Below are 16,906 nucleotides of genomic sequence, written 5' to 3' on the forward strand. Positions count from 1 at the left end.
CCACACATTGAGCCAATATTAAGATGTACGTTTGAATAAAGGTATTTCAAAGAAAAAAATGAGCCAGGTCGCCTCACTCTCGATGGAACGTTTCAAATTTTTTGCGTAAAAAAAGTTAGCAGACAATGTCATGATGAAGCTCCTGAATAGTTCACGCTTTCTTTTTCACTCTGACAACTTAGCAGGGACAAATTCAGGAAACTGTCATGGTAGCAACCCGTGTTCATCTGGTGTCTTGGTCATCGTTCCCAAACTACCTTACTTGTACAAAAGTGGTATATTTCAGAGTTTAGAGGATGATTGTGCTTTCTGCTGTAAGATAGGGTTAGAAATTCACGAAGCCAGGCCTGCCAGACGCTTAAGCAGGATCAGAAATCCCTCGCAGGATGTCAGTGACGCGGTTTCTTCCATGGTGTGGTAGCCGGTCGTGGGGATCTGCAGTGTGGTACCGGTGACAGCGCCCGCTGAGGCGGCGATAATCCTGCCCATTTCGGTACTGCCAAGTGACTGAGCAGATTGGCCGGGTGCTAACAACGCATTTTTCTGTTCAATGTATTCATCCTTGAAGCTGTAACTAACCCCTGCTGCCTGGCACAAAGCGGCCAGAGTGTCGGTCAGTTGCGCATCGAAACTGGCGTTGGCGTCTTTGTGTCGCAATACCAGTTGCTGGCGATCTGCCTCCTTTCTGTCCGGGTAGGGGCTGGTATCCACCACGACCAGCCGGTTGGTGGTGTTCCCAAAGCGCCGGAACCATTCCAGCAGATAGCGCCAGCTCTTCCCTGCCTCTTCCTGTGCCGTAAAAAAGGCGGTGCCCTGAAAACCTAAACTAAACAAGTGCACCAAATAGGCGGCAGTGAGCACGTTATCCAGTTGACCGCTGATGCTGTCAGCACCAATTCTGAGTTTGTCGGCGAAAGCCACCGGCGTGCCGGCGACCAAATGGGACATTCCCTCAAGGGTGAAAATCAGGTTGTTACGCCGCTCACAGACATAACTTGAGGCAATTTTACCGCTACCGCGGTAGGCACCGGACCAGGGCTCATACGCCATCACTGGCGTAGTATCAAAACGGTCCACAATTTTATTGATTAACTGCTCGGATACGGAGTTTCCCAGCAAATCGGAGCGGTTTCCTGCCACAAAAGCAGCATACTGAAATTCATCGGGACCCGTGCAGATAAGCCCATGCCGATCAATATGCGCAGAAAACATAGTGCTGAAGGGGGCATTGCCCTGTGCGACCAGTAAGCCTTCATACCAGGTAACCTTTGCGCCGCGCTCTTCCAGCTCCCGTTGCAGCACCCTGAAAAAACTATGTTCAGCGCCCACCACACTGGGCTCGCGGATCAATATTTTCAGCAAATCGAGCAGTTCATTTAACTCAGTCATGGTGGTATCCGAACAGAAAATTGTGCTTCTATATTCAGGCCAATCGCCGCTCCATGCAAAGAAAATCTGCTTTACGGGGATTGTGCGGATTTCTCTCTGCCGCATCAAGCAACCGCTGAATAGCTCTTATTTACTGTAAAGCCTTCGAGTTAAATTCACCTAACGAAAAGCCCACTCGAAGTGGGCTTTAAACGACTTATTTATTCCCATTAAACGACTTATTTCATGGGAACAACAGGCAAGCCGGAATTAACGATAAGCCTCCGGGCTTGGACAAGCGCACACCAGGTTGCGATCGCCATAGACATCGTCGATACGGGTCACGGTTGGCCAGAACTTGTTCTCGGCGACAAAGGCGGCCGGGAAAGCAGCGACCTGGCGGTCGTAGGCGCGGTTCCAGTCGTTGCTGAACACATCCTGCATGCTGTGCGGGGCAAAGTGCAGCGGGTTGTTGTCCAGCGCCCACTCACCGGATTCTACCTTGGCGATTTCAGCACGAATGGTGGTCATGGCTTCGATGAACTTATCCAGCTCGGCTTTGCTTTCCGACTCGGTGGGTTCAATCATCAGGGTACCAGCGACCGGGAAGCTCATGGTCGGTGAGTGGTAACCAAAGTCCATCAGACGCTTGGCGATGTCCATCTCGGTAACGCCACTGGCTTCTTTCAGTGGACGGATATCAATGATGCACTCGTGCGCCACCCGGCCGTTGCTGCCGCGGTACAGTACCGGGAAGTGCGGATCCAGCTTCTTCGCCATGTAGTTGGCGCTCAGAATAGCCATGGATGTAGCTTGCTTTAAGCCCTCGCTGCCCATCATGGCGATGTACATCCAGCTGATCGGTAAAATACCAGCGCTGCCGTAAGGCGCGGCCGATACTGCACCGTTTTGCGCACCGGTACCTGGGATTTTCACCACCGGGTGATTCGGTAAAAACGGTGCCAGATGGCTTTTCACACCAATGGGGCCCATGCCAGGGCCGCCGCCGCCGTGCGGAATGCAGAAGGTTTTGTGCAGGTTCAAATGCGACACGTCCGAGCCGATAAAGCCAGGTGAAGTTAACCCCACCTGAGCATTCATATTGGCACCGTCCATATAGACCTGACCACCGTGCGCATGCACGATCTCGCACAGTTCACGGATGCTGGCTTCAAAGACGCCATGGGTCGACGGGTAGGTCACCATAATGGCCGCCAGCCGGTCCGATACTTCCTCGGCCTTGGCTTTTAAATCGGCCATATCGATGTTGCCGGACTTGTCGCAATCGACCAGCACCACTTCAAAGTTGGCCATGGCCGCTGTCGCCGGATTAGTACCGTGGGCAGAAACCGGGATCAGACAGACATTGCGGTGGCCTTCGCCACGGCTTTCGTGGTACTTGCGAATGGCAATCATGCCAGCGTATTCGCCCTGAGCACCGGAGTTCGGCTGCATCGAGATGTTGTCGTAACCGGTGATATTGACCAGCCAGTCGCCAAGCTCGGTGATCATCTGGCCATAGCCTTGTGCCTGATCAAGTGGACAGAACGGGTGCAGCGCGCCAAATTCCGGCCAGGTGACCGGGATCATCTCGGCGGTGGCGTTCAGCTTCATGGTGCAGGAGCCCAGAGAAATCATCGAATGGTTCAATGCCAGATCTTTGTTTTCCAGCTTTTTGATGTAACGCAGCATCTCAGTTTCTGAGTGGTACTGGTTAAACACCGGGTGCTGCAAAATCGCATCGTGACGCAGCAGGCTGGCAGGGATAGAGGTCGAGCCCTGTTGCACCAGCTCAGCATCCAATGCTGCCACATCCAGACCATGGCTATCGCCCAGCACAATGGCGAACAGCTCAGCGATATCAGCCGCTGTGGTCAGTTCGTGGAAGCTGACCGACAGGCTATCGCTCAGATCAGTGCGCAAATTCACTTCTTTGGCCAGTGCGCGGGCAATAACGGCAGCGCGATCGGCTACTTTAAAGCTGATGGTATCGAACCAGTGGTTGTGCAAAAGCTCAACGCCTTTGGCTTTGAGGCCTGCAGCAAAAATATCGGCGGAGCGGTGAATGCGCTCGGCAATGGTTTTCAGGCCGTCCGGGCCATGGTAGACGGCGTAGAAGGACGCCATATTGGCCAGCAGCACCTGAGCGGTACAGATGTTGGAGTTGGCTTTTTCGCGGCGGATATGCTGCTCGCGGGTTTGCATCGCCATCCGCAGGGCATTGTTATCGAGCCGGTCTTTCGATACACCGATAATACGGCCTGGCATCGAGCGCTTGTAAGCATCGCGGGTAGCAAAGAAAGCGGCATGCGGGCCGCCGTAACCCATCGGCACCCCAAAGCGCTGCGCTGAGCCCAGCACCACATCGGCGCCCAGTTGACCCGGGGATTTCATCAGTACCAGCGCCATAATATCAGTGGCAACCGCAACGATGGCTTTATTGGCCTGCAAATCGGCAATCAGGGCAGTGTCGTCGCGTACTTCACCGCTGCTGCTTGGGTATTGCAACAGAGCACCGAACACATCGTGCTTGGCAGCGTCGCTGGCCGGGCCGGTGACGATATCAAAGCCAAACATCTCGGCACGGGTTTTCACCACGTCCAGTGTTTGTGGGTGCACATCGTTGGCAATAAAGTAGCTGTTGGATTTTTTGTTTTTCGACACCCGCTTGGCCAGCGCCATGGCTTCGGCAGCGGCGGTGGCTTCATCCAGCAAAGACGCACTGGCCAGCTCCAGGCCGGTTAAATCCAGCGTCAGGTGCTGGAAGTTCAGCAGTGCTTCCAAACGGCCCTGAGCGATTTCCGGCTGATACGGGGTGTAAGCGGTGTACCAGCCCGGGTTTTCCAGCACATTGCGCAGGATCACGTTCGGCGTCAGTGTCGGGTGATAGCCCATACCAATGTAGGATTTAAAAATTTTGTTCCTGGCAGCAACGGACTTCAAATAAGCAAGGGCTTCGGCCTCGCTGCGGCTGTCTCCAATGGCCAGCGGCTTTGGTAAACGGATATCGGCCGGAATGGTTTGCGCAATCAGCTCTTCCACCGAACCGACATTCAGCTCGGCCAGCATGGCGGCGGTTTCATTGGCATCCGGGCCAATATGGCGTTGTATGAATTCCTGGTGATTCGCAAGTTGCGACAGCGTTTTAGCAGCAGGGTTGCTCATGCTTGATGTGTCCTATAAATACAAAAGTGTACAGCCTATAAAGGTAAGCCCCGAATAATACGGGGCTTACGCAGCAACAGATTGGTTTTACTCTTCGTCGATCACGTTCTGGTAGCCTTCAGCATCCAGCAGCTCATCCAGCTCGGCCAGATCAGAGGCTTTGATTTTGAACATCCAGCCATCATGGTACGGGCTGGCGTTCACTTGCTCCGGCGCATCGGCCAGCGACTCGTTCACTTCGACCACTTCGCCAGACAGTGGCGCATAAATATCTGAAGCGGCTTTGACCGACTCGGCAACTGCACAGTCGTCGCCCTGAGAAACGGTATCACCGACTTCCGGTAGCTCCACAAACACCATATCACCCAGCAGTTCCTGTGCATGCTCAGAAATGCCAACGCTGTAGATGCCGTCGCCTTCGTGACGCACCCACTCATGGGAAGAAGCGTACTTTAATTCTGTAGGGATAGAGCTCATGTTTAATTCCTTACCTGACGTTGTTCTTTTAGTCGTTTGTCCGCGTGCACAGACGGTTTCAGTTTATTGTGATACAGCAGGCAGTGGCTTGTACAGCTTTTGTACAAACAACCACCTGTTAGTTTAGATAAGTTTTTTGCCCATGCGAACAAAAGCCGGTTTTATCACCTTGACAGGCACCAGCTTGCCACGGATATCCACTTCGGCGCTGTCGCCCACACTGGCAGGAACCCGCGCCATCGCGATGCTAAAGCCCAGAGTCGGTGAAAAAGTACCGGACGTAATGATGCCTTCCCCGCCCTCAACCACCACGCGCTGACCATGGCGTAGCACACCTTTTTGTTCCATCACCAGGCCCACCAGTTTGTCGGTGCCGGCGGCTTTTTGCTGCTCGAGCGCAGCACGGCCAATAAAGTTGCGATCGGCTGGCTCCCAAGCAATGGTCCAGCCCATGTTAGCAGCCAGTGGCGAGACCGTTTCGTCCATATCCTGGCCGTACAAATTCATACCGGCTTCAAGGCGCAACGTATCACGGGCACCCAGGCCTGCCGGTTTTACCCCAGCCTCCAGCAGTTGCTGCCAGAAATCGGCGGCTTTGGCTTCCGGCATGGCAATTTCGTAACCATCTTCACCAGTGTAACCGGTGGTGGCGATAAACAAATCACCGCTTTGCACACCAAAGAACGGCTTCATGCCTGCCACGGCTGCCTGTTGATCGGCATCCAATAGGGTAGCTACTTTGGCCTTGGCATTGGGGCCCTGCACAGCAATAAGCGCCAGCTCCGGCCGCTCGGTCACAGTCACCTCAAACGCAGGTGCATGCTGGTTCAGCCAGGCCAAATCTTTTTCACGGGTGGCGGAGTTCACCACAATACGGAAGTAATCTTCTTGCAGGAAGTAGACAATCAGGTCGTCAATTACACCACCGGCTTCATTCAGCATGGCGGTGTACAGAGCTTTGCCAGGCACCGTCAGCTTAGCGACATCGTTGGCCAGCAAAAAGCGCAGGAAATCACGGGTACGGGCACCGGTTAAATCGACGATGGTCATGTGCGATACGTCAAACATACCGGCATCCTGGCGCACTGCATGATGCTCTTCAATCTGAGAGCCGTAGTTGATTGGCATGTGCCAGCCGAAAAAATCCACCATCTTGGCACCGGCTTCCAGGTGCTTGGCGTGTAATACGGTGTGTTGTGATGCAGCTTGTTGTGACATTCGATGCTCCCAGTGCTTTGTCGCGCAGCGGCGGTATCAAGGCGGCAAAGCAATCACTTATGCAGCCAGACCGACTAAGAATGCACCGATTATAACGGATGCAGCCGGGTGCCAACAGCCCCTTTTCAATTAGATTTTATAATGCAATGATTCAAGCGGCCCGGGCGCTACTCAACCACACCACTGGCCCGCCTTGCATCAGGCCGGACGCATTTGGGCAGATCGCCTTGATTACCAAGGGCCAGCGCCATCATGCGTTGTTTCAGGCCACCTTGCTGATCCAGTAAGGTCATACCGACAGAGCGCAGTAATTTCGGCAGCAGGGCGCCACCGCTAAAGCCTCGTTTAAAGGCTTCCATCGCCAGGATCAGGCTCTGTGCCTCGGATTTTCGCCAACGCTGGTAACGGGCCAGCATGCGTGGGCAATCGAATTCAAGCTGCTGCCCCAGCTGCTCTGAGATTAGTTCTGCTAATGCAGCAACATCCATCAGACCCAGGTTCATGCCCTGACCGGCCAGCGGATGAATGCTGTGCGCAGCATCAGCCACCAGCAGCACCCTGCCCTGCACCCACTGATTGGCGTAGCGCATCCGCAGCGGGATCAACTGCCGGGTGCTGGCAAGCTGCAGCGGCCCCAGCACCGATTGGCTGGCAGCAGTGACTGCCCTGGCAAAGTCATCGGCTGGCAGTGCCTGCAGTGCCTGGGCCCGCTCGGGCGGTACACTCCAGACAATGGACACCTGGCGGCTGTCCGGCAGCGGCAATAATGCCAGCGGGCCATCCGGCCAGAATACCTGACGGGCTGTGGCCTGATGTGGCTCGGTGCTGGTTAAGGTCGCTACCAGCGCATGGTGTTGATAATCCCAATGCGTCAGCGGCAGTTGCAGCGACTCACGGACAAAGGAGTTGGCACCATCGGCCGCCACCAGCAATCGGCTTAGCAGCAGCTCACCACTATCGAGCTGCAACGCCACATTTTGCTCGCCCTGACTGATACGCTGAATGCCGGCGTTAAACTGACAACGCACATTGGGCGCTTGCCTAACGCGCTGATACAGCTGCTGGCGAATCTGTTCGTTGTCGCAGATCCAGCCAAGGGCAGGTAATTGCTGCTCTTCGGCGGAAAAACCAATCCGGCCAAAGCTATCGGCTTGCCAGACTTCCATTTGCTGGTAAGCGGCCAGCTGCTCGCTGAGCCCCGGCCAGATCCCCAGTTGAGCAAACAGGCGCTGCGATGCCAGGTTCAGCGCACTGACCCGTTGAAACTCTACAGCTGCCGGCTCCGGAGCCGGGCCTTTTTCTACCAGCTGGATGGACAGCTTCAGCGGAGCCAGCAACAACGCCAAGGTAAGGCCGGCACTGCCAGCGCCAACGATGGTGATATCACAATGCTGCATCGTTTGAGTACTCCTTCAGCTGCGCCTGCATCCGCTGCATGGCGCTGTAGCCCATGGTCTGACGGGCCAGTGGTTGTTGTAAGTCATGACACAGCAACATCCCCAGCAAGCCCAGATTGCGGCCCAGTGCCACCAGCCGGGAGCGGTTGGAAAACAAACGCACCAGCCCATCGGTCAGGGTCATCACCTGCTGCATATCGGCCTCGCGCACCAGCTGGTACTGCCGCAGCATGGCGTAATCGCCAATGGCTGTAGGCGTTTGTTGCGCCATTTGCACCAGCTGCACCAAAGCCGCGATATCGCGCAGTGCCAGATTAAAACCCTGACCAGCGATGGGATGCAGGCTGTGCAGACTGTTGCCAAGCAGCGCGATGCGATGACGCACCGGGCTGTCGCTGCGCCGCAGTGTTAACGGATAGCTGGCACGGGCACCACTTTTAGTAAAAACACCGGCCCGATAGCCAAACGCCTGCTGGGCGGCGGCGGTAAACTCATCATCGCTCAACTGCATCAGGCTGGTAGCCTGAGCCGGGCTGGTAGTCCAAACCAGCGAGTAGCGCTTACCAGGCAATGGCAGCAGCGCTATCGGGCCATCGGCGGTAAAACGCTCATAGGCGCGCCCCTGATGCGGCTCGGCCAGCGCCAGGTTGGCAATGACTGCAGTTTGCTCGTAGTGCTCGCTGCTAAGTGCAAAGCCGGCCAGTTGCCGGGTGGGTGACAGGCCGCCTTCGCACACCACCAAAAGCCTGGCAGACAGCTGTTTGCCACTGGCCAGTTGCAGCTCTACCTGGTCTTTTTGTTGGTGCAAGGATGCTATCTGATCCGGTTGCAGCATCAAAAGTTGCTGCTTGGGCACAGTGCGCAAGCGCTGCTGCAGCAATTGGCCAAGATGCTCGACTTCGAGCACAGCCCCAAACTCGGTTAAACCAAACTGGTCGGCGTCCAGGTAGCATTTACCAAAATGCCCCCGATCCGATACATGAATATGGCGAATAGCACAGGCTTTGGCTCCAAGATCCGGCCAGAGTTGCCAGGCCTGTAATTGCTGCACACTGGCGGCAGCCAGCGCAATGCTGCGACTATCAAAACTGACCGAGCGCTCCACCGCCGCTTGCTGCTCAATCACCGCAATGCGCAGCGTCGGCCTGGCCTGCAACAAGGCCCAGGCCAGCGTCAGCCCCGCCATACCACCACCAGCGATGGCGATATCGACTTTCGAACCAATATCCTCCGACACGGCAGCTCCAGCCACAGCAGTCTCAGTCAAACTGGCCATACTGCTTTCCTGCGTCTGCGGTATTCATGGCCATCAGGGCTTCAATCTCAGCGATGGTTTTAGGCACAGCGACAGTGAGATTGCGGTGGCCTTCTGCGGTGACCAGCACATCGTCTTCAATGCGAATGCCGATGCCCCACCATTTGGGATCGGTATCACTGCCTTTAGGAATGTACAGGCCGGGTTCTACCGTCAGCACCATACCTGGCTCAAAGAGGCGGTTTTTTGCGCCGGGCTCTGGCGTGGCTCCTTTGGGTTGATAAGAACCAACATCGTGCACATCCAGCCCCAGCCAATGGCCCAGGCTGTGGATCATCCAGGGTTTGGCGGCTTCGGCCTCGATTAACTCCGTCAGCTCGCCTTGAAGAATGCCAAGCCGATGCAGGCCTTCGGTCAATATCTGGTAACAGGCTTTGGTCGCCAGAGCAAAACTGCTGCCGGGCTTGATTTCGGCCAGCGCTGCCAGCTGCGCATCCAGCACCAGTTGATAGAGTGCAGCCTGCTCAGTACTAAAGCGGCCATTCACCGGAAAAGTACGGGTAATGTCGGCGGCATAGCCGCCAAATTCACAGCCGGCGTCTATCAGCACCAAATCGCCAGCGCGAAGCTCGGCGTTATTTTCGGTGTAATGCAAAATGCAGGCATTCTCGCCTCCGCCAACAATAGCGTTGTAGGCTTGGTGACGAGCGCCTTGCATAGCGCAGTGGTACTGTATGCAGGCCTCTAGTTGGTATTCCTGCATGCCGGGCTTACACAACTGCATAGCAGCCTGGTGCGCGGCTGCGCTGATGCTGGCGGCCTGCTGCATCAGCTTGATTTCGTGTTCATCTTTAAACAGGCGCAGCTCGCTCAATAGCGGCCGTAAATTACACTGTTGTTGGGGTGCCAGCTCGCTTTGGCGTGGCGTAGTACGGATCTGCTGTTGGCATTCGTTCAGCAAGTGTATCAGTGCTTGATCGTCGCCAAAACAAAACCACAACTGCTGTTTGCCTTTCATCGCAGCCACTAACTGCGCCTGCTGCTCGCTGATGGAGGCTGCCGCGATGCCAAATTGCTGCTCTGCCTGCTCGGGGCCAAAACGCCGGCCCTGCCAGACTTCTTTTTCTACATCTTTATCGCGGCACACTAACAGCTCGCTGCCCTTCCCAGCCGCATCTTTGGCTAAAATCAGCAGCGCATCAGGCTCCGGGAAACCGGTCAGGTACCAAAAGTCACTGTTGCTACGAAAGGGATACTCTGTATCGCGACTACGAGTCTGTTCATGGCCAGCGGCAATTACCGCGACCGAGGAGGCAGGTAACTCAGCCAGCAATCGCTGGCGACGCTCAGCCTGGGGCCTGTTCATGGTTCTTCCTTAGCACCGGTATAAGTGCCGGCTCAGTGCAGGGTCTTTTTCGGCGCCGCACCTTGCTGGTACTTCAGGCCGACTTCGTGAAAGCAATTTAGCGCCAGAATGCGGATATGCTCCAGCACCAGGTAGTAGGACTCTTCGTTTTCCTGCTCGGAAAAATCGCTGCTGCTGTGCACATCCAACCGGGTGATTTCGGTCAGTTGGTCGATGGCTTCGCGAATATCCTCCGGCACCAGCGATAAGTCGGTTTGCAGTACAGCAAAGCCCACCAAAAAGGCCTGACACCACTCCACCACCGCTTCCAACCGCTCGATCAGACTGTCGTCATCGCTTGGCAGCAGCAAGGCAAAAGAATAATCGCTGTGTTGCAATTGCTCGGCTGTTTTTTCAATCAGCTCGACAATCTGCTTTTGCACCGCGACCGGTACCGCCTGGCTGTCGTTGAGGAAATCGTACAATACCGGCAGAATTTGCTTTTGCTCGGCCTGTACTCCGGCCGACAACAAACCACTGACCAAGCCATGCAACTCGGCTGGGGAGGCCATTAGCTGCGATTCTTCCATCCGAAGCAGCCACTGCTCGTACGGCAACACATAAGGGGTTGGCATTTTAGGATCACCTGAAAGCTTGCATGGCCTTATCCTACCACTTGAAGACCATTCAGGCCAAGAAGCAGCCAACGATAATGCCGATTGTGTTGCTACCAACCGCACAGCTTTTCAGCACCCGGCCCTTTCATCCTGACGCAGGCCGGTGCTATACTGATTGTGTTCTCTGAGCTGTTGGTGATTGGATCGACGTCCCTGAGCCGATATTCAGATTGCCAAGGGATTCACCTTGTCGCTTTTGTGCAAGCCCGGCCCGTACCGGGAAGCCTACGGCGGCATCAGACTCCCGCCTTGAACCCAGGGTTCAAGGGCTACCATCCGACACGGCAGCTTCGGAGAACATAACCTTCGCAATTTCAGGGAAGCAAAGGGTGCCAAGTCGCCATGAACTCCGCCAACTGATCCGCCAGCGGCGCCAACAACTCAGTACCATACAGCAGCAGCAGGCAGCGCATCAGCTGGCAGAACGCTTTTGTGGCTTGTCTTTTTTACCCGACTGTCAGCATATTGCCCTGTATTTAAGCAATGATGGTGAACTCGATACCTGGCCACTGATCCATGCCTTGTGGCAACGAGGCAAACAGCTGTACCTGCCATTGCTGCATCCTTTTACATCCGGTCACCTTATTTTTCAGTATTTTCAGGCCAATACTCCCATGCGTGCCAACCGTTTTGGTATTCCAGAGCCAGACTGGAGCTGTCCGGATGTACGCCCGGTGGCGCAACTGGATCTGATTTGCACCCCACTGGTTGCCTTCGATGCCCTTGGCAATCGTCTGGGTATGGGCGGCGGCTTTTATGACCGTACCCTGGCACATTACCCGCCCTGCAGTGCCGATGGCCAACCAAAGCTGATTGGCCTGGCCCACAGCTGTCAGCAAGTAGCAGCTGTCCCAAGTGAACCCTGGGATGTTCCTTTGCCAGCCATTTGTACCCCGGATGCAATTTTTCTACGATAATCGACCCGATTCTGCTGTTGTCTGACGCGCAGTTCGCTATAATAGCCCAGTTAAAAAATATCCATCTGTACGGCTAATTAAGGTGTCCTTATGCTTGATGATATGAAGCGCAAAGCGGCCTGGGCGGCGCTTGAATTTATCCCCCGCCATACCGTAGTCGGCGTTGGTACCGGCTCGACCGTCAATCACTTTATTGATGCCCTGGCAACCATCAAGCATGAGATCAAAGGAGCTGTTTCCAGCTCCGAGCAATCGACAGCCAAGCTAAAAGACTTAGGCATTCCGGTGTTGGATCTGAATAGCATTGACCGCTTTTCCGTCTATGTAGATGGTGCCGATGAAATCAACCCGGATAAACACATGATCAAAGGCGGCGGCGCCGCTCTGACCCGCGAGAAAATCGTGGCAGCTGTGGCTGAGACCTTTATCTGTATCGTCGACGAGAGCAAGCAAGTGCCGGTCCTGGGGCGCTTTCCACTGCCGGTGGAAGTGATTCCGATGGCCAGCAGTTATGTCGCCCGCGAGCTAAATAAAATTGGTGGCCGTGCCGTGCTGCGTGCCGGTGTCACTACCGATAATGGCAATGTGATTCTGGATGTGCATGATCTGGAGATTCGCCACCCTATTCAGCTGGAAGCTCAAATAAACAATATCGTCGGGGTAGTAACCAATGGCATTTTTGCCATTCGCGCTGCCGATAAAGTGTTGGTGGGCACCCCTGCCGGCACCACGATTTTAAAATAATAATAAATGATACCCATCACCGCTAACGCCAGTATGGGTAAATAACCGCGGGTCTGCATCCACAGGCACTTTGCAACAAGAGACTAAAACATGGAAAAATTTTCGCTGGCGAAAGACAAAATCAAGATTTTACTGCTGGAAGGTCTGCACCAAAGTGCAGTGCAAAGCTTTAAAAACCAGGGCTACAGCAACATTGAGTACCTGAAAACTTCCCTGCCTGAAGACGAGCTGATTGAGAAAATCCGCGATGTGCACTTTATTGGCATTCGCTCCCGTACCCAGCTCAGCGAAAAGGTGCTGGCCGCAGCCGAAAAGCTGACGGCCATTGGCTGCTTTTGCATCGGCACCAATCAGGTGAACCTGACAGCGGCGTTGGAGCGTGGTATTCCGGTCTTTAACGCCCCCTTCTCAAATACCCGTTCGGTCGCTGAGTTGGTATTGGGTGAAATTATTATGCTGCTGCGTGGTATCCCCGGCCGAAATGCTGCCGCCCATCGTGGTGAGTGGCAAAAGACCGCCAACAACTCCTATGAAGCCCGCGGTAAAACTCTGGGTATTATCGGCTATGGCCACATTGGTACCCAGCTGAGCATTATGGCCGAGCATTTAGGCATGCGGGTGCAGTTTTACGATATTGAAGACAAGCTGGTGCTGGGTAATGCCACCCAGGTGGATTTTTCTACCCTGCTGAAAACCTCCGATGTGATCAGCCTGCATGTGCCGGAAACACCACAAACCAAAAACATGATTGGCGAAGCCGAACTGGACTTGATGAAGCAAGGCGCCATTCTGATCAATGCTTCCCGCGGTACTGTGGTGGATATCCCGGCACTGGCGCAGGCTCTGGAGAGTAAAAAACTGAACGGTGCCGCTATTGATGTATTCCCGGTTGAACCTAAAAGCAACAGCGAAGAGTTTAGCTCACCACTGCGGGCTTTTGACAATGTACTGCTAACCCCACACATTGGCGGCTCAACCCAGGAAGCACAGGAAAACATCGGCTACGAAGTAGCTGGTAAGCTGGTGAAATACAGTGACAATGGTTCCACCCTGTCGGCAGTCAACTTCCCGGAAGTGTCGTTGCCAGAGCATACCGGCCGCCACCGTTTACTGCATATTCACAAAAACCAGCCTGGTATGCTCACCAAGATCAACGAAAGCTTTGCCCGTCATCAGATCAACATTGCCGGTCAGTACCTGCAAACCAGCGCTGATATCGGTTATGTGGTGATTGATATTGACTCGGCTGATTATGAGCTGGCACTGGCTGAACTGAAAGCAATTCCAGGCACCCTGCGGGCGCGGGTATTGCATTGAGAGCTGCGACAAGTGACAAGTGACATGCTTAAACAATAAAACCGGCTGCAGCGCCGGTTTTATTGTTTTAAAAGGAATAGACCACCGATGCAGAGGTTTCGGTATCGGTTTTAAAGCGGCCCGGATCGGGTTTAGAGTCGTACTTCACCACAAAGTTAAAGCGCATCGACAAGCGGCCATTTAGTTGGGCAGTTAAACTGCTTCGGCTAAGTACGCTGGAGCTTTCACCATCCAGCGAAAGAATCGTTTCCAGCGCCTGGCGGAAGCGGGTGCCTTGGTACACTTTGTATTCCAGGTTGGCCGCCGCAAACCAAATCAGGCCGCCTTCACTGTCACCATTTTGCCGACGCTGATAGCCAAGACCCGGGCCGGTTTCCAGATCCAGATAACTGGGGCTTTGGTCAAACACCCGGTTGGCGTAGCCAAGCGCGATGGATGCCTGCTCCCGGAAAGCACCAAAGCGATCATTTAAATAGGCAGCCCGGCCAAAGCCACTTTGATTACTGGCAGCAAACTTGTAGTTGCTCTGGCCGGTGAGACCTATGCGTTGACCAGAGGTAATGCGATTATAGCCACCGTCATCGGCATTACGCACCTTGCTGGTTCGGGTTAAGCCCTGAACCTGATAGCGGTTACGAAAATAAGGGATTTCATGCACCAGCTCAGTGTTTAGACGGACCGAAGTCGCTTTGGTGTTACCACTGCTGTACAGCAACCCCAACTCAACATCGCCACCCAGCTTAGGTTGCAACATGGCCTGGTCGGTTTGTGATAGCTCAGTTGCAGCCTGTACTGCAAAAGAAAACGCACCCAAAATATACACTGTTGCCAAAGCAACATTACGCACTGCTACCACCTGAAATCCTTGCCACTGAAAAGGGAAATATTGTAAAGCTTTTCAGACAGTACGCCAACACCAGGGTTCCGTAATTTGCTGACGAACCGATGAATTGCCAATTATATTGGCTGAAAGATAAGCAGGCCGGCACACTTTGGGCATACCGGCCCTTGCAGATTAGGATTGCTCTGCCCGCTCAGCAATAAAGGACAGCGCCATATCAAGACGAGCCAGGGTGCGCTCACGACCCACCAGTGCCAGGGTAAGGTCGAGGGATGGTGAATTGCCAGCACCACTGACGGCGACCCGTAATGGCATGCCGACTTTTCCCATACCAAGCCCCAACTCTTCTGCGGCAGTGTGAATTGCCTGCTGAATGGCTTCACTGGTCCAGTCAGTTAAAGCTGTGAGCTTTTGCTGCACCAGTTGTAGCGCTTCTGCCGCAACCGGCCGTAAGTGTTTCTTGGCTGCTGTTTCTTCAAAGCTACGGAAATCTTCGTAGAAATAGCGGCTTACCTGGACCAGCTCTTTTAAGGTTTTTACCCGATCGGCCTGTACTTTAATCACTTCGGTAATGGCTGGCCCCTTACTGGTATCCAGTTGTTGATCGTTAAGGTGCCAGGCAAGCTCCTCTGCCACCCGCTCGGCAGGCAGTGTTTTGATGTAGTGCTGATTCAGCCAAATCAGTTTTTCGGTATTAAAAGCGGAAGGCGCCCGATTGCAGTTTTTCAGATCAAACAGTTCTACTAGCTCGGCTTTGCTGAAAATTTCCTGATCACCGTGCGACCAGCCAAGGCGTACCAGGTAATTGAGCAGAGCTTCCGGCAAAAAGCCATTATCACGGTATTGCATGACCCCAACAGCGCCATGGCGTTTGGACAAGCGCTTGCCATCATCACCCAATATCATAGGGACATGCGCATAATGCGGGATCTGTGCACCAAGCGCCGCCAGAATATTCATCTGTCGCGGCGTATTGTTGACATGATCATCACCACGGATCACGTGGGTAATGCCCATTTTCCAATCATCGACTACCACCGTCAGGTTGTAGGTGGGTGAGCCATCGGTGCGGGCAATAATTAAATCATCCAGTTCTTTGTTCGCGATTTCAATGCGGCCTTTGATCAAATCATCAATCACCACAGTGCCATCCTGCGGGTTCTTAAAGCGGATCACGTAAGGCTTATCGGTTGGATGATCGGTTCTGTCTCGCCACATGCCGTTGTAGCGTGGTTTTTCACCGGCTGCCATCTGCGCTTCGCGCATCTGGTCCAGCTCTTCAATGGTGCAAAAACATTTATAAGCTTTACCGGCATCCAGCAACTGCTGGATCACCTCTTTGTACAAATCGAAACGCTTGGTCTGGTAGTAAGGGCCATCATCCCAATCCAGTCCTAACCAATCCATCCCCTGCAAAATGGCGTCAACCGATGCCTGGGTAGAACGCTCCAGATCGGTATCTTCAATGCGCAGTATAAACTTGCCACCCATTTTTTTGCTGTATAACCAGCTGTACAACGCAGTTCGTGCTCCACCAACATGCAAATAACCGGTAGGGCTTGGAGCAAAACGGGTAACAATCGACATAACGCATTCCTGTAAACAATATGAAATGGCGTTATTGTAGCAAGTTTTGCTGCCAACAGCGCAGCCATTTTGACCTCACGCAGCAGTCAATTGTGCTTTATGACAGCAAAGTGACGCTTTTTACAGCAACCGCTTCGTATTTCAAAATTTCCTGTTGACACTCAATCAGCGAACTCTATAATGAGCGCCATTGATGCAGCGGATGATTAGCTCAGCTGGGAGAGCACCGCCCTTACAAGGCGGGGGTCACTGGTTCGAACCCAGTATCATCCACCATCATCAATTCGTTAGTTTTCTCTCAGAGTGGATGATTAGCTCAGCTGGGAGAGCACCGCCCTTACAAGGCGGGGGTCACTGGTTCGAACCCAGTATCATCCACCATTTCAACTGCAAGCATGCACCACCTTCAGACTAGCTGTACTCAACCATTTCTCGCATGCCTACTGCCCACGCAAGGGAAGCAGTTTTCTTTTTTCCCGCATGACGAATTTTAAAATACACTATTTCTCAACCTAATGTGCAGCTGAACTTTTCCCATTTTTATTACCTTTTTATTATCAGCCAGACCATCTTTTTGCTTCAATACTTTACCGATCTC

The 16,906-nt window shown here is 53.8% G+C and carries 13 protein-coding genes, 2 tRNA genes and 1 other RNA gene; 6 read left to right on the forward strand and 10 right to left on the reverse strand.

Annotated features, from left to right (window positions below; all coding sequences use genetic code 11):
• Positions 1–333: 333 nt before the first annotated feature.
• The 8 genes from ABC502_RS00990 to ABC502_RS01025 all read right to left on the reverse strand — a co-directional run bounded on the left by ABC502_RS00990 (position 334) and on the right by ABC502_RS01025 (position 10,860).
• Entirely contained in the window at positions 334–1,389 is a 1,056-nt protein-coding gene (locus ABC502_RS00990) for a peptidase M42 (RefSeq protein WP_330127107.1), read from the reverse strand.
• Between the two features lie 249 nt (positions 1,390–1,638).
• The gene (gene gcvP, locus ABC502_RS00995) at positions 1,639–4,533 is read right to left on the reverse strand and encodes an aminomethyl-transferring glycine dehydrogenase (RefSeq protein ID WP_345914620.1); all 2,895 of its coding nucleotides are present in this window, start codon (positions 4,531–4,533) and stop codon (positions 1,639–1,641) included.
• Between the two features lie 87 nt (positions 4,534–4,620).
• On the reverse strand, positions 4,621–5,010 hold the full coding sequence (gcvH, locus tag ABC502_RS01000; protein ID WP_345914621.1) for a glycine cleavage system protein GcvH: 390 nt from the start codon (positions 5,008–5,010) through the stop codon (positions 4,621–4,623).
• Between the two features lie 123 nt (positions 5,011–5,133).
• The gene (gene gcvT, locus ABC502_RS01005) at positions 5,134–6,228 is read right to left on the reverse strand and encodes a glycine cleavage system aminomethyltransferase GcvT (RefSeq protein ID WP_330127100.1); all 1,095 of its coding nucleotides are present in this window, start codon (positions 6,226–6,228) and stop codon (positions 5,134–5,136) included.
• Positions 6,229–6,395: 167 nt separating this feature from the next.
• Positions 6,396–7,625: a UbiH/UbiF/VisC/COQ6 family ubiquinone biosynthesis hydroxylase gene (locus ABC502_RS01010; RefSeq protein WP_345914622.1), complete on the reverse strand. Its 1,230-nt coding sequence runs from the start codon at positions 7,623–7,625 to the stop codon at positions 6,396–6,398.
• Positions 7,612–8,901: a 2-octaprenyl-6-methoxyphenyl hydroxylase gene (gene ubiH, locus ABC502_RS01015; protein ID WP_345914623.1), complete on the reverse strand. Its 1,290-nt coding sequence runs from the start codon at positions 8,899–8,901 to the stop codon at positions 7,612–7,614. Before ubiH ends, ABC502_RS01010 begins: the two co-directional genes overlap by 14 nt.
• Positions 8,885–10,246 carry a Xaa-Pro aminopeptidase gene (gene pepP, locus ABC502_RS01020; protein ID WP_330088120.1) on the reverse strand — a complete coding sequence of 454 codons (1,362 nt, stop codon included), beginning with the start codon at positions 10,244–10,246 and terminating at the stop codon, positions 8,885–8,887. Before pepP ends, ubiH begins: the two co-directional genes overlap by 17 nt.
• A gap of 32 nt (positions 10,247–10,278) precedes the next feature.
• Positions 10,279–10,860, reverse strand: coding sequence for a UPF0149 family protein (locus ABC502_RS01025; protein WP_330088119.1), 582 nt, complete (start codon positions 10,858–10,860; stop codon positions 10,279–10,281).
• A gap of 160 nt (positions 10,861–11,020) precedes the next feature.
• Here ABC502_RS01025 and ssrS point away from each other — a divergent pair.
• From ssrS to serA, 4 genes are all read left to right on the forward strand, one after another.
• A non-coding RNA gene (ssrS, locus tag ABC502_RS01030) (6S RNA) lies at positions 11,021–11,203 on the forward strand.
• Between the two features lie 28 nt (positions 11,204–11,231).
• Positions 11,232–11,819, forward strand: coding sequence for a 5-formyltetrahydrofolate cyclo-ligase (locus ABC502_RS01035; RefSeq protein ID WP_345914624.1), 588 nt, complete (start codon positions 11,232–11,234; stop codon positions 11,817–11,819).
• Positions 11,820–11,909: 90 nt separating this feature from the next.
• Positions 11,910–12,563, forward strand: coding sequence for a ribose-5-phosphate isomerase RpiA (gene rpiA / locus ABC502_RS01040; RefSeq protein ID WP_330088115.1), 654 nt, complete (start codon positions 11,910–11,912; stop codon positions 12,561–12,563).
• A 90-nt stretch (positions 12,564–12,653) separates the two neighbouring features.
• Positions 12,654–13,880 carry a phosphoglycerate dehydrogenase gene (serA, locus tag ABC502_RS01045; RefSeq protein WP_330088114.1) on the forward strand — a complete coding sequence of 409 codons (1,227 nt, stop codon included), beginning with the start codon at positions 12,654–12,656 and terminating at the stop codon, positions 13,878–13,880.
• Positions 13,881–13,947: 67 nt separating this feature from the next.
• Here the strand turns inward: serA and ABC502_RS01050 are convergent, their stop codons facing one another.
• Positions 13,948–14,736 (reverse strand): DUF481 domain-containing protein, encoded by a 789-nt coding sequence (locus ABC502_RS01050; protein ID WP_330088113.1) that lies wholly within the window; start codon positions 14,734–14,736, stop codon positions 13,948–13,950.
• Positions 14,737–14,895: 159 nt separating this feature from the next.
• Positions 14,896–16,308, reverse strand: a complete 1,413-nt coding sequence (gene gltX, locus ABC502_RS01055) for a glutamate--tRNA ligase (protein WP_330088112.1) — start codon at positions 16,306–16,308, stop codon at positions 14,896–14,898.
• 200 nt (positions 16,309–16,508) lie between these two features.
• Between gltX and ABC502_RS01060 the strand changes: the two genes are divergently transcribed.
• Positions 16,509–16,584: transfer RNA gene (locus ABC502_RS01060), tRNA-Val, on the forward strand.
• A gap of 29 nt (positions 16,585–16,613) precedes the next feature.
• Positions 16,614–16,689: transfer RNA gene (locus tag ABC502_RS01065), tRNA-Val, on the forward strand.
• Positions 16,690–16,906 lie beyond the last annotated feature (217 nt).

Source organism: Alkalimonas sp. NCh-2, from assembly GCF_039631345.1.
Taxonomy (GTDB): domain Bacteria; phylum Pseudomonadota; class Gammaproteobacteria; order Enterobacterales; family Alteromonadaceae; genus Alkalimonas; species Alkalimonas mucilaginosa.

What these genes read in the sequence shown, in the direction of transcription:
- ABC502_RS00990 (WP_330127107.1), bottom strand. Translation starts at nt 1,389, where the DNA reads ATGACTGAGTTAAATGAACTGCTCGATTTGCTGAAAATATTGATCCGC.
- gcvP (WP_345914620.1), bottom strand. Translation starts at nt 4,533, where the DNA reads ATGAGCAACCCTGCTGCTAAAACGCTGTCGCAACTTGCGAATCACCAG.
- gcvH (WP_345914621.1), bottom strand. Translation starts at nt 5,010, where the DNA reads ATGAGCTCTATCCCTACAGAATTAAAGTACGCTTCTTCCCATGAGTGG.
- gcvT (WP_330127100.1), bottom strand. Translation starts at nt 6,228, where the DNA reads ATGTCACAACAAGCTGCATCACAACACACCGTATTACACGCCAAGCAC.
- ABC502_RS01010 (WP_345914622.1), bottom strand. Translation starts at nt 7,625, where the DNA reads ATGCAGCATTGTGATATCACCATCGTTGGCGCTGGCAGTGCCGGCCTT.
- ubiH (WP_345914623.1), bottom strand. Translation starts at nt 8,901, where the DNA reads ATGGCCAGTTTGACTGAGACTGCTGTGGCTGGAGCTGCCGTGTCGGAG.
- pepP (WP_330088120.1), bottom strand. Translation starts at nt 10,246, where the DNA reads ATGAACAGGCCCCAGGCTGAGCGTCGCCAGCGATTGCTGGCTGAGTTA.
- ABC502_RS01025 (WP_330088119.1), bottom strand. Translation starts at nt 10,860, where the DNA reads ATGCCAACCCCTTATGTGTTGCCGTACGAGCAGTGGCTGCTTCGGATG.
- rpiA (WP_330088115.1), top strand. Translation starts at nt 11,910, where the DNA reads ATGCTTGATGATATGAAGCGCAAAGCGGCCTGGGCGGCGCTTGAATTT.
- serA (WP_330088114.1), top strand. Translation starts at nt 12,654, where the DNA reads ATGGAAAAATTTTCGCTGGCGAAAGACAAAATCAAGATTTTACTGCTG.
- gltX (WP_330088112.1), bottom strand. Translation starts at nt 16,308, where the DNA reads ATGTCGATTGTTACCCGTTTTGCTCCAAGCCCTACCGGTTATTTGCAT.